Genomic DNA, 12,327 nt, shown 5'->3' with positions numbered 1-12,327 from the left:
CGGCACCGAGGTGCCGGCCGATCCGGTACCTGGGTACTGGTCGGCGTTCCGGCTGGTCGCGGAGACTGTGCGGGTGAGCACTGGAATCCGCGAACTGTTGCGTGACCCCGCGCGGGCGCGCCGGCTCGCGTACGGCGTGGTTGGCGTGATCATCGTCGCCGTGGTCACCACCGTCGAGGGGGGCGTGTCGGTTCCGGCGGGCTGGGCGTGGCTGGTGCTGCCGGTCGGCCTCGGGGCCACCGCGTTGCACCCACGCCACCGAACCCTGATCTTCGCGGTCTGCGCGGGGTTCGTGGCGATCGTGAGCACCGGGGAATCGGTGCAGCTGGGCCTCGCGGCTGCCGGCCTGGTGTTCGTCTCCACCTGCGAGGATCCGGCCCGACACCCGTGGCTGGGCTGGGTGGGTGGCTTGACCGGTGCGACCGGCGCACTCGGCATCGCACTGCTCAACGAGCGAGGGCTGTACGAGCAGCCGTTCTTCTTCGTGACGGCCGGCTACCTCCTGGCGATCCTGCTGCGCTCGTGGTCACGCGGTTACGCCCTCACCCGGGAGACAGCCGACCTGCGCGGCCAGGCCGCCTGGCTCGAACAGCGCACCAACCTGGCCCGGGAGCTGCATGACGTGGTCGGCCACCACGTCACCGCGATGGTGGTGCAGGCCGAGGCGGGCCAACTCAGCGACGACCCGGGGGCGGCGCTGCGGGCGATAGCGGGCAGTGGCCGTACCGCGCTGAGTGAACTCGACACTCTCGTCGTGCACCTGCGCGACCCGAACGCGTCGATAGCGGTGAGCGCGCCGCCGCGCCTGTCCGACATCGACGAACTGCTCGCGCAGCCGTTGCGCCAGCAGGGCGTGACGGTGCGGGTCCAACTGGATCCCGAGCCGGGCCTGGACGAGATCGGGGTGTTGACCGTCTACCGCATCGCCCAGGAGGCCCTCACCAACATCGCCCGGCACGCGAAAGCCACGGCGGCCTGGGTCGACCTGGTCCGGGTCGGCGACCATGCCCGCCTGCGGGTCAGCGACGACGGCGTCGGGCCGCCCCGCACGCCCACGAGCGGGTCGGGCCTGCTCGGCATCGGGGAACGCGTCTCCGCCTGCGGTGGCAGCTGGGAGCTGGGCCGACGCCCCGGCGGCGGCACCGTCGTGCAGGCCAACCTGCCGGTGGTGGACCGGTGATCCGCGTCGCGATCGCCGACGACCAGGAGTTGGTCCGGGACGGCTTCAGCCTGATCCTGCGATCCCAACCCGACATCCAGGTCGCGGCCGAGGCGGCCGACGGCCGGCAGTTCCTCGACGCGGTACGCCGCGACTCCCGCATCGACGTCGCCCTCGTCGACATCCGCATGCCGGTACTCGACGGTCTGCAAGCCACCCGTGAGCTGGCCACGATCCCGCACGCACCGGCCGTCATCGTCGTCACCACCTTCGACGACGACGCCTACGTGCTGGACGCCATTGCCTCCGGGGCCCGCGGGTTCCTGCTGAAACGGTCCAGCGCCCGCGACCTGATCGCCGCGGTGCGCACCGTCGCGGCCGGCGAGGCGGTCCTCTCCGCCGAGGTCACCGGTGCCGTCCTCGACCGGGTCCGGGCGACCGGCCCGGCCACCCGGGTGGACCTGTCGGCCTACCAGTTGACCGCCCGGGAGGTCGACGTGCTGGCCCTGATCGGCGCCGGGCTCAACAACAACGAGATCGCCGAACGCCTCTACCTGTCGATGAGCACCGTCAAGTCCCACGTGACGAACGTGCTGGCCAAGACCAACAGCCGGGACCGGGTACGCGCGGCCATCCTGGCGATCCAGGCCGGCCTGGCACCGTGAGAGATTCAGGCCGGCCTGGCGACGAAGCAGGCCGACACCGTCACTGTCCACAGCAGACTGGTGGTGGAGGCCGGCGGCACCGACTACCGCAGGCCGTACTCAAGAATGGTGGACTACCTGGACGGCCTCGACGCGGCCGGGCTTGCGCCCGAGCGGCGCATCCTGGCCGCCCTGGGCCCGCGGATGCTGGAACTCTCCCGCGACCGTTCCGCCGGGGCCCACCCGTACTTCACCCCGGCCGAGCACACCGCCGAGGCCCGGGCGGCGATCGGGCCCGACCGCCTGCTCGCCCCGGAGGTCGCGGTGGTCCTCGACGCGGACTCCACCACCGCGCGTGCCACCGCCCGCCAGTACACGAGCGGATACCTCGCGCTACCGAACTACACCAACAACCTGCGGCGCTTCGGCTGGACCGATGAGGACTTCGCCGACGGCGGCAGCGACCGGCTCGTCGACGCCCTGATCCCCTGGGGGACGGTCGAGAAGGTGGCGGCCGGCCTGGAGCAGCACTACCAGGCCGGCGCGGACGAGGTGGCGATCCAGGTGCTCAACGGCGGCGACGACACGACCTTCCCCGCCGACGCGTTCCGCACCCTGGCCGCGGCCCTGATCTGACCGCCGCGACCGGCACGGCTCAGGCCCGCTCGCCGAGATCGAGGCCGGTCAGGTCGGCTGACAACGCCCAGAGTCGGGCTGCCTCGGCACTGTCCGTCGGGTCGCTGTCGGTGAGGTGGCAGTCCACGCAGTAGTCGCCGCCGTTCGCGTCGAGCTGGGGTGACGTGGCGGCCCAGACCTGGGTGGCCGCGCCCTGCTCGACGGTCTTGAACAGGCCCGGCGCGGAGTTCCCGTCCGCGTCGATCCAGCCGGCGGCGACCATCTCCTCGGCCGCGAGGTGCCGTTGCAGGGGCGTGCGGATCCAGCCGGGGTTCACGGAGAAGGCGCGGACGCGGTGTGCCCTGCCGAGCAGGTCGAGGTGGCGGGCGAACAGGATGTTCGCGAGCTTCGACTGGGTGTACGCCTCCCACTTGTCGTAGCGGCGCTCGAACTGCACGTCGTCCCACCGGATACGCCACGCCGGATCCCGCCCGGAGGCGACCGAGACGACCCGAGCCGTGTCGGCGGCGGTCAGGGCGGGCCACAGCAGGTTCGTCAGCGCATGGTGGCCGAGGTGGTTGACCGCGAAGTGCGCTTCCCAGCCGGGTCCGACGCGTGTCTCCGGGCAGGCCATGATGCCGGCGCTCGCGACCAGGATGTCGAGGGCGGGATGGTTGCGGAGGAACCGTTCGGCGAACGCGCGGACGGAGGTGAGGTCGGCCAGATCGAGTCGGTCGACCTCGACCCCGGCGGTGTCGGCGAGTGCCTGTCGCGCCGCGTCCGGCCGGAGAGCGGGGACGATGACCCGGGCGCCGGCCCGGGTGAGGGCGCGGGTGGTGGCGAGACCGAGGCCGGAGTAGCCGCCCGTGACGAGGGCGGTAGTGCCGGTGAGGTCGACTCCGGCGAGGACGTCGTCGGTCGTACTGTGCGCGCCGAGTGTGGTGTGCGTCATGCGGCGGACGCTAGGTGCTAGACCGGGGTCTAGGTCAACGGGCTACGGTCGGTGCCATGGCGGACGGCGGGCTGAGCATCGGGCAGGTGGCACAGCGCACCGGGTTGAGTGTGCACACCCTGCGCCTCTACGAGCGTGCGGGTCTGTTGGCCAGCGAGGTGCAGCGGGACAGGTCCGGCAGGCGCGTCTACAGCGCCTGGGACGTCGAGTGGCTGGCGAACTGTGTCAAGTTCCGGGCCTCCGGGATGCCGCTCACGACCATCGGCCGCCTGGCCCAGCTCGTTCGCGAGGGCAGCGGCAACGAGGCCGAACGGCTCGAACTGCTCCGCGAACACCGGCGCCACATCACCGAGCAGCTCACGCGGCTGCGTGACTGCCTCGACCTCGTCGACGGCAAGGTGGACAGCTACGAGCGACACCTCGCCGCCGGCGCCCGCGGTGATCCGTGGCAACAGCAACCCCGGCCCACCACGGCGGAGCCCTCACACCGGACGGGCTGACGAACCCCGCGTGCCGGGTGTCGTGGCTGCTCGGGCGACGGGTTGCGACGCCTGGTTGGTGGGTAGGACCTCGGTGCCGGACCCGTGAGTACGCTGGACCGGCGACAGCCGCAGACGAGAGGCGAGACCACACGATGACCGCAGTGCCAGGCCAACGGTCTCCTGCCGCTGCGGCTCCGGCTGCTGCCGAGCAGGCAGCGGAGGAGGACCTGCGGGGGTTGTTCGGGCAGTCCATCGCCGTCTTCGCATCGCTCACGGGGCCTGAGCACGTGCTGGAGACGGCCAACCCGGCGTTCTTCGCCACCATCGGTGAGGAACGCGCCCGCGTCGGGCTCCCGCTCGCCGAGCTGATGCCCGAACTGGCCGATCAGGGCTTCATCGCGCTACTGGACCAGGTCTTCCGCACGGGTGAGCCCTACACCGGCCGGGACATCCAGGTGATGCTGGGCAGCGGCCCGCAGGAGCGGGAGGCGTTCTTCGACTTCACCTACGAGCCGCGCCGGGACGCCGACGGCAACGTCACCGGGATTCGGGTGCTCGGTGTGGAGACCACACAGGTCAGACATGCCCAGCGGCTGATGGCGGAACACCGGGCCCTGCTGGAGCAGATCGCCCGCCAGGCACCACTGACCGAGGTGCTCGACGGGATGGCCCGCTGCATCGAGAACCTCGCACCGGGGGTGCTCGTCTCCGTCCTGCTCGCCGACGCAGACGCCCGACACCTGCGCCACGGCGCCGCGCCGAGCCTGCCCGACTTCTACAACAAGGCCATCGACGGCATCGCGACCGGCGAAGGTGTCGGCTCCTGCGGCACCGCCGCCCACCGGCGGGCGCCGGTCATCGTCACCGACATCGCCACCGACCCGTTCTGGGACGACTTCCGGGACCTGGCCGACCAGGCCGGACTGGCGGCGTGCTGGTCGACGCCGATCCTGGCCCGCGACGGCGGCCTGTTGGGCACCTTCGCGATGTACCACCGCACCCCGCGCGTCCCGCAGGACACCGACCTCGCCCTCGCCCGGCTCTTCGCCGGCACCGCAGCCCTGGCCATCGAACGCCACCACATCGAGCAGGCGAAGCTCGCCGCCGAGGCACACGCCAGGTCGGCCAATGACGAGCTGGCCAGGGTGGTGCTCGTGGAGCGGGAGCTCCGCGCCGAGGCTGAGCAGCGTGCGGCCGCCGCCGCGGAACTCGCCACCCAGATGCGAGCCGCCGCGGCGGCGCAGGCCGCCGCGCCGCACCCTGAGCACTGCCAGCTCGGTGGCGCCGCCGGGTGCACCGCGCCGGCCGAGATCAAGATCGCCGATTCGTGGGGCGACGCGGCGTGGGGCTGTCCCACGCACGTCGAGGAGGCCATCCTCAACGTGCGGTCGGTGTTCATCGCCAGTGAGGAACTCGGCGGCCTGGCCGCCTACCTCAACCGCTGACGGTTCACGGGAGCCTCCTGGGCACCTGTTGCGCAGTGTAGGCCGCGCTCCACTCCGGGTCGATGCCAAGTGCTTGACCATTCAAATTTCCACCGGTAACCTATCGATATTCATCGAAGACCATCGATTTAGGTAGGTGAACCGTGCTGGTGAAATCCCTCGCCCTCGTCGCGTCTGTCGTCGGGGTGCTGGCCACCGCCCCCGCCGCCTCGGCGGCACCCCCCGCAGCATCCAACGACGTCTGGCCGCCCGGAAACTGCCCGCAGGGCACGTTCTGCATCTGGGCCAACTGGGATCACCCAGCGGAGGGTCCTACCGCGACTCCGTCCCTGGTGACCAGCAGCGAATGGTCCGGCAGCGTCCCGGCCTTCAACTTCTACAACCGCACCTCACGCAACGCCGAGATCAGCTGGTCCTACAACTATCTCGGGACGGAGCACACCGGCGTCGAGTGCGTTCGCCCCGGCGGGGGAAACTTCTACGTGCCGCTGGTCGCGACGAAGGTGAGTTGGCAGACGCGCACCTGCTGACCCTCCCCCGACGCCTGATCGCGGACGTTCGGCGACGGAAAGTGGTCGCCGCTCCGGGTGGCAGTGGCATACGCCGGGAGCCGCCGCCGGACGCCCGACCCAGCCGGGTCAGGGTGTCCAGCGCACGCCCGGGTTCACCTGGCCGGACCAGTTGAAGACGGCCATGTTGTCCCACTGGTTTCCGGTGCCGTTGATGTTGGCCGGGTCCCAGCCGTTGCCGCGGACGGCGTACCAGGTCGGCTCCCAGTAGAAGACACCGATGGCTCCCGCGTTGCGCGCCGTGTTCTGGACCCAGTCGAACTCCTGGGCCTGCCCGGACCAGGTCGCGCTGATGCCGTCGCAGGTCGCGTCGCCGATGGCGTTCGGCTCGCTGTCCGCGTTGTCGCGGGTGAAGGGGTACGCGGTCTCCACGATCACCACCGGCTTGCCGTAGCGACCACGCAGGTCGACGATGTTGTTGTAGAGGTTCGCCAGGCTGCCGTGCCACATGCAGTAGTACGACTGGGCGGTGATGTCCCACTGCACACCCTGGGCGCGGATGCCGTCGTAGAACCATCGGGCGTTGGCGTTGCTGTCGGCGTTGGCGGTATGGATCATCACCGGGATGCCGCCGCCGCACGCCTTCGTCGCGTGGTAGCCCTGCTTCAGCAGGCTGGCCAGCGGCGCGAAGTCGTTGTTGACGACCCTGCCCTCGTTCCACAGCATCCCGACGTTGATCTCGTTGCCGATCTGGACGCTGTCCGGTGGGGTGCCCTGCCCGCTGAGGCTGGCGCAGACGTCGTAGGTGAAGGCGTACACGTCGGTACGCAGCTGGCTCAGGTTGTGGGTGGCCCAGGCGGCGGGTTTGTACTGCTTACCAGGGTCGGCCCAGGTGTCCGAGTAGTGAAAGTCGACGAGCACCTTGAGGCCCTTCGCCCTGGCCGCCCTCGCCTGGGCCAACACCCTGCTCTTGTTGTTGTAGCCGCTGATCGGGTTGTTCCAGACGCGCAGCCGGACGTAGTTGACGCCGACGGACCTCAGGATGTCCAGCGGGTCGCGGGCGACGCCGCCGGCGTCGTAGTACGCGGCCCCCAGATCCAGGCTGCGCTGCAACGAGGAGACGTCGGCGCCCCTCATGGTGAGCGTGTTCGCGGCCCGGGCGGGTGCGGGCGCGCCGACGAGCGTGGCGGCGACGAGGACACCGGCGGTGACAGCGGCGACCAGGGCCCTGGTGCGGGGACGGGTGTTCACGAGACTCCTTCAGCCCACCGCGCAGGGAGCGCCGTTCAGCGAGAAACCGGTTGGCGGCGCGTCGCTGACGCCCCACCGGCCCTGGATGCCGAAGGTCGCCGAGCCGTCCGGCGGGAGGACCCGGTTCCAGTCGACGTTGCGGGCAGTCACGGTGGCGCCGGTCTGGCCGATCGTGGCGTTCCACCCCGAGGTGACCTGCTGGTCCCCCGGATAGCTGAAGGTCACGGTCCAGCCGTCGACCGGCGCTGCCCCAAGGTTGTGGACCGTCGCGGTGGCCACGAAACCGCCCGCCCACTCGGACTGGTTGCGGTAGGTCACCCGGCAGGTGGAGGGCGGCGGCGGTGGCGGCGTCGTGGGCGTCGTGGGCATCTCGACCGTGTTGGACGCGATCGAGACGTTGCCCACCGCGTCCCGGGCCCGCACGTAGTACAGGTCGCGCAGCGGCGTCGACGTCGGTAGCGACGCCGTGTACGTCGTACCCGGCACGGTGGCGATCAACCTGGAGGTGAACCAGCCGTCGAACCGGTAGACGTTGTATCCGAGCACGCCGACGTTGTCCGTCGACGGCGACCAGGACAACGCGACGGTCGAGGCGGTCACCTCGCCGACGGTCAGGCTCTGCGGCGCGCTCGGCGGGGTGGTGTCCGGTCCGGTGTCCGTCACCGGCGTGACCACGGTCAGCCTGTCCGACCAGTTCGAACGTTGCCCGAGGCTGTCCCGGGCGATCATCCGGAACGAGAGCTGCATGCCCGGCCCGACGTGGGCGGTGATCGTGGTGGTGGTGACCGCGCCGGCGGTGGCGCTGAGGATGACGTCGCCAAACTCCTGGTAGTACGTGATGTCGTAGCCGGTAATGGCGCAGCAGCTGGACGTGGCGGCCGTCCAGGTGAGGGTGATCGACCCGGTCCGGACCTCGCTGGCGGTCAGGTTCGTGGGCGGGCTCGGCGGGACGGGCGTGGTGCTCGGCGTACTCACCGGCGCCGGCGGCGCGGTTCCGGCCGGCGCCGCGGCGGACACCGCTGCCGCACCGGCTGCCGGGGCGACTCCCGGATGGGCGGCGGGCGCGGCGGTGGCGGCATCGGCCGCCGGTGCGGCGCTCAGGGCGGTGCCGAGGACCGCCGTCGACAGCAGGACGGCGGCCAGCAGGGCCGGCCGCGGACGGCAGAACAGCGAGGACCGGGAGACGCCTGTCATACACCGACCATGCAGTGACACATCGATGATCGCCAACGTATCTCACGCCTCGGTCGGCGGCGGCCCGGCTCACACCGGGCGCTCGCCGCACCCTTCCTCCCAGGTCGGCACCATTCACGCCCCTCGCTGGGCTGGGAGCGATACCAGTAGGGCAAAATCCAACAGTTCCGATCGCTACACTCGCCGCAACACCGGCACCACCCGCAGACCTCTGCCTGCGCCAACCCCGATCGAATGGAGACGCCTATGACCCGCGACAAGGCGGCACCCGCCGGCATCGACCCCACCATTCCCAGCGTGGCCCGGGTCTACGACTTCTTCCTGGGCGGCAAGGACAACTTCGAGGCCGACCGGAAGGTCGCCGAGCACGCCCTGCGGATCACACCGGACGGGCCGGCTGCCGGCCAGGCGAACCGGGCCTTCCTGCGTCGGGTGATCCGCTACCTCGTCACCGAGGCGGGCATCAACCAGTTCCTCGACATCGGCTCCGGGCTGCCCACCCAGGGCAACGTGCACGAGGTCGCCACCGAGCACAACCCGAAGGCTCAGGTCGTCTATGTGGACAACGACCCCATCGTCCTGACGCACGGACGCGCCCTGCTCGCCGCGGAGGGCACCGCGACGGTGATCCAGGCGGACATCCGCGAACCGCAGAAGATCCTCAACCACCCCGACGCACGCCGGTTCCTCGACTTCGACCGGCCGATCGGGTTGCTGCTCTTCGCGATCCTGCACCACCTCGGTGACGACGAAGACCCGAAGGCGGTGGCGGCGGCGCTGATCGACGCGCTGCCCTCCGGCAGCTACGTGGCGATCTCACACTTCCGCGACCCGGGCGAGCGGGACCCAGAGGGCTCCCGCAAGGCCCGCGAGGTCGAACGGGTCTTCAACGAGTCGCTGGGCACCGGCCGCTGGCGTACCGACGAGGAGATCCTCTCGTTCGCCGAAGGGCTGACGGTGCTGGAACCGGGGCTGGTGCCGTTGGCCGAGTGGCGCCCGGAGCCGGACGCTCCCGCCACGGTGCAGACCGACACCTACCACACCTTCGTCGGGATGCTCGCCCGCAAACCGTAGGCCCGCCCTGCGTGAGGTCCGTCGGCGGGGCATGCTCCCGCCGACGGACACGCGTCGCCCCACTCGCCGGCGGTGGGTCGACTGCGCACCACCAGCTCGTCGATCTCCAAACGGCCGACGCGCAACTCCCGCACCACTGCCCTGCGGACAGCCAGCCGCCCGATGGCCAGCGCCCCGACGGCCACGGCCCCGACGGCCATGGCTCCCACGGCCAGCGCACCGAGCGACACAGCCCCCGCAGGCTGAGCCGCCGGACCCGATCAACCGGTTCGGGGGAGCAGCAGTCAGCCCGGCCGTCCACCGTAATCGAACCGTTGCTGTGGGCAACTGTAACCGCCCGCCCGGTCCTGCTGTCACATCGCTGACACCAATCTTCTTCCCTCTATGGCCGGCCGTAAGGGTGTAGAGCCCAACGTGAATTTCATTGAGTCCTAGCGGCGATCCCGGAGGTGGATGTGGTCTCCTCGCTCAAACACGCACCGGCCGCGCAGGAAGCAGAGCCGGCGGGTAAATCGTCGTCGGCCCGTGTCGCCGCAGAGCGAAAAGTGGTATCGCCGCCATCGGCCCTATCCGTTTTCGTCACCTGCATCCTCATGGCGTTGCTGTTTGTCTTCGTGATCGTCGGCACGCCGGACAGTTGGGGCGCCGACCTGAGATGGGCGCTACGGGCACTGGCGGCGTTGACACTCGGTCTGCTCCTCGTCATACACACCCGACGCCGTTACGTTCTTCCGCAACGGACATCACATCGATCCACGAAGGTATGGGGGCTACCCGAATACCAGGTCAACGTCCTGCAGCGAACGGCTGGCCAAGCTCAGATCAGCAACACCTCGGACAACGCCGGGCCCGCGCAGGCACGCATTTTCGCCTCTGCCGTCATCTACCCCGCACACGTTCGTCAGCGGCTCACCGAGCGATACGATCCGGGCCAGCGGACACTGACCCAGTTGGTCACCATCGATGCGCAGTTGCCGTCACGGGACGTCCAACGGCTGCTGAACTCCGCTGATACCGCGACACTTCCGGGGCCAGGGATTCCGGTCCAGCGGACGACAACAGGCAACGAGGGCTCCGAAGGTGGGCGGAGCGACGCCGCCGACGCCACCCAGCATCCGGCCGTCATCCTCTTCCCCGTGCTCGTGCCCCGCAAGGGCGAAATGGTGGACAACCTGCGGGTCCTGGCGGCCGACGGCAGCGCGGTACCGGTGCTCTCCTACCGGCAGTACCTGCAACTTGTCGCCAAAGTGCTCCGGACCCTCCTCGACATCGCCTACGGCGAGGACATCTCCAACGGCAGACACCCGGACGCTCTCGAAGCGGAACGGACCGCCCTCCAGGCGGTGATGCGTCGGGCCACGACCACGAGCGATGAGCCTGATGACAGCGAAGGCAGCATCGCGCTGTACCGGGCAGGACACGCGAACGGCCGGGCGAAGCTCGCGAACCCCGCAGCGCTGAAGCTTGCGGCGCAACTGATCAAGAAGCTGTCATCCCACTACGCGGTGGTGGCGGCCGTGCCCTGTCCCGTGGACGGTCGATTCGTCGTCTCGTACGAGCGGATGATGACGCCCACCCTCGCCCTTGCGCCCTTGTCCGAGGGCATCCTGAGCTGGTTGAAGGCGCGCGCACGACTGCTGCTGGGCTCCCGACCTGTCGACTTCTCCATATCGCTGGACAACGCGTGGACCACGCAGAGCTATCACCTCATCATCGACTGCCAGGACGGGGTGTTCGTCGGCGTCCAGGAGGCGCAGGAACTGGTGGGATACCTGAACGCCCACTGGAACGATCGCCAGTCACGACTTGAGCAGAGCTTCGCACAGGAGAAGTCGGGGCCGCTGCTGGAACTGACCACGCCCCCGCCCTACTACCGTTTCCGCCGCCGCGCCGGTCAACGCTACGCCCACTTCTACACACGGTTCTTTCCCGAACCCAGAGAAAAACTGCCCAACGGCGATCGCATCCCGGATGTGCGGTTCCGCTTCTACGAGGTGCCACCGGGTTCGGTCTTCCGCGCGCTCATCGCTTCCACAGCGGCAGCCCTCCTCATCTGGCTGATCGGTTTCGTCACCTCGCGCGACCCCGACCCGGGCACCGACGTGCCGGCGTTCCTTCTGGTTTTTCCCGCCGTCGCCGCAGCCTGGCTCGGCTTTGACAGCCAACCGCGACGTCTGCTTGAGGGAACACTCGCGGCGCGGATCTCCCTGCTGGCCACTGTGCTGTGTTCGATCGCCGCCAGCGGCCTGTTCATGGTTTACAAAGCAGAGCTCCCCCTCCTGCAATGGAAGGTCCCGGCCGATATGCAGATCCTCGGCATCACGTCGATGGCATGGAGCGCGCTGATGTTGCTGGCCCTGTTGAACGCGAGCACCACCGGTTACGCGTACCTCGCGAGGACGTGGGAATTCATCCATCTATCGGGCAGAACCGACGGATTCGGTGGCCCCAAAGAGCACCTTCACTAGGGTGGAGCCCTGTTACACTCGGCCCACTACATCGAGCGATCACGATACATCGACGCACCCGCCTGTGAACCAGAACGGCACCGCGTACGTTTTCACTGAGGTGAGCCCCGTACGCCCCGGCAGATCGGATCGGTTCAGGTGATGTCCATGGACTCCGAGTACCACGTCTCATCGCATGACTGGCCAGCCGGCACCGGCGCCGACGACCTCACCCTTGACCAGGCCAACGAGGTGTTCGACCTCTTCGACTCGTACTACTCCATGGCGATCCAAGGCCTGTCAACGGTCCCGATCCTGCTACCCAAGCCTCCGCAGCTCAGCGACGGCACGGTTGACGGCAGCTGAGTCGTCCCTCATCAGTCCCGACCGCAGCCGGTAATTCAGAGGCGCGGAGAATCGGGCGGTGGCTACAGAGGTTGAAAGGCTGACGTCCGTCGGCGTGTCGGCGTGATCTCGGTCGATTGATTCGGTAGGCCGGAGGTATGAGGTATCCGGCTGGTGGTGGCATGAACGCGGCAGCCCGGGTCCGGCGTG

At 69.4% G+C, this 12,327-nt stretch carries 12 protein-coding genes; 9 read left to right on the top strand and 3 right to left on the bottom strand.

The features are described 5' to 3' along the window. Nucleotides 1-73: 73 nt before the first annotated feature. The 3 genes from QCZ28_RS24225 to QCZ28_RS24215 are packed head-to-tail and all read left to right on the top strand — an operon-like array spanning nucleotide 74 to nucleotide 2,439. Nucleotides 74-1,180: a sensor histidine kinase gene (locus QCZ28_RS24225; RefSeq protein WP_279518804.1), complete on the top strand. Its 1,107-nt coding sequence runs from the start codon at nucleotides 74-76 to the stop codon at nucleotides 1,178-1,180. Further along, complete coding sequence (locus QCZ28_RS24220) at nucleotides 1,177-1,824, top strand: response regulator transcription factor (protein WP_279518803.1); 648 nt, start codon at nucleotides 1,177-1,179, stop codon at nucleotides 1,822-1,824. Before QCZ28_RS24225 ends, QCZ28_RS24220 begins: the two co-directional genes overlap by 4 nt. A gap of 60 nt (nucleotides 1,825-1,884) precedes the next feature. Further along, nucleotides 1,885-2,439, top strand: a complete 555-nt coding sequence (locus QCZ28_RS24215; RefSeq protein ID WP_279518802.1) for a TIGR03620 family F420-dependent LLM class oxidoreductase — start codon at nucleotides 1,885-1,887, stop codon at nucleotides 2,437-2,439. Nucleotides 2,440-2,458: 19 nt separating this feature from the next. Here QCZ28_RS24215 and QCZ28_RS24210 read toward each other — a convergent pair whose 3' ends face one another. Then, nucleotides 2,459-3,370, bottom strand: coding sequence for an SDR family NAD(P)-dependent oxidoreductase (locus QCZ28_RS24210; protein WP_279518801.1), 912 nt, complete (start codon nucleotides 3,368-3,370; stop codon nucleotides 2,459-2,461). A gap of 56 nt (nucleotides 3,371-3,426) precedes the next feature. On the opposite strand from QCZ28_RS24210, the gene QCZ28_RS24205 reads away from it, so the two are divergent. The 3 genes from QCZ28_RS24205 (at nucleotide 3,427) to QCZ28_RS24195 (ending at nucleotide 5,827) form a co-directional block, all read left to right on the top strand. After that, nucleotides 3,427-3,870 (top strand): MerR family transcriptional regulator, encoded by a 444-nt coding sequence (locus QCZ28_RS24205; RefSeq protein ID WP_279518800.1) that lies wholly within the window; start codon nucleotides 3,427-3,429, stop codon nucleotides 3,868-3,870. A 134-nt stretch (nucleotides 3,871-4,004) separates the two neighbouring features. Then, nucleotides 4,005-5,297 (top strand): GAF domain-containing protein, encoded by a 1,293-nt coding sequence (locus QCZ28_RS24200; protein ID WP_279518799.1) that lies wholly within the window; start codon nucleotides 4,005-4,007, stop codon nucleotides 5,295-5,297. Between the two features lie 143 nt (nucleotides 5,298-5,440). After that, entirely contained in the window at nucleotides 5,441-5,827 is a 387-nt protein-coding gene (locus QCZ28_RS24195; protein ID WP_279518798.1) for a hypothetical protein, read from the top strand. Nucleotides 5,828-5,935: 108 nt separating this feature from the next. On the opposite strand, the gene QCZ28_RS24190 is transcribed toward QCZ28_RS24195, so the two are convergent. Together QCZ28_RS24190 and QCZ28_RS24185 are read right to left on the bottom strand one after the other, a co-directional pair. After that, entirely contained in the window at nucleotides 5,936-7,057 is a 1,122-nt protein-coding gene (locus tag QCZ28_RS24190) for a glycosyl hydrolase 53 family protein (protein WP_279518797.1), read from the bottom strand. Nucleotides 7,058-7,066: 9 nt separating this feature from the next. Then, the gene (locus tag QCZ28_RS24185; RefSeq protein ID WP_279518796.1) at nucleotides 7,067-8,251 is read right to left on the bottom strand and encodes a cellulose binding domain-containing protein; all 1,185 of its coding nucleotides are present in this window, start codon (nucleotides 8,249-8,251) and stop codon (nucleotides 7,067-7,069) included. 246 nt (nucleotides 8,252-8,497) lie between these two features. On the opposite strand from QCZ28_RS24185, the gene QCZ28_RS24180 reads away from it, so the two are divergent. The 3 genes from QCZ28_RS24180 (at nucleotide 8,498) to QCZ28_RS24170 (ending at nucleotide 12,138) form a co-directional block, all read left to right on the top strand. Beyond that, nucleotides 8,498-9,325, top strand: coding sequence for an SAM-dependent methyltransferase (locus QCZ28_RS24180; RefSeq protein WP_279518795.1), 828 nt, complete (start codon nucleotides 8,498-8,500; stop codon nucleotides 9,323-9,325). Nucleotides 9,326-9,774: 449 nt separating this feature from the next. After that, a complete protein-coding gene (locus tag QCZ28_RS24175; RefSeq protein ID WP_279518794.1) occupies nucleotides 9,775-11,793 on the top strand; it encodes a hypothetical protein in 2,019 nt (672 codons plus the stop codon). A gap of 147 nt (nucleotides 11,794-11,940) precedes the next feature. Next, nucleotides 11,941-12,138: a hypothetical protein gene (locus QCZ28_RS24170; RefSeq protein ID WP_030333752.1), complete on the top strand. Its 198-nt coding sequence runs from the start codon at nucleotides 11,941-11,943 to the stop codon at nucleotides 12,136-12,138. The last annotated feature ends 189 nt before the right edge of the window (nucleotides 12,139-12,327 follow it).

It is taken from the genome of Micromonospora sp. DH14, assembly GCF_029809455.1.
GTDB classification, from domain to species: Bacteria; Actinomycetota; Actinomycetes; order Mycobacteriales; family Micromonosporaceae; genus Micromonospora; species Micromonospora parva.
This window is presented reverse-complemented; position numbering and strand designations above follow the sequence as displayed.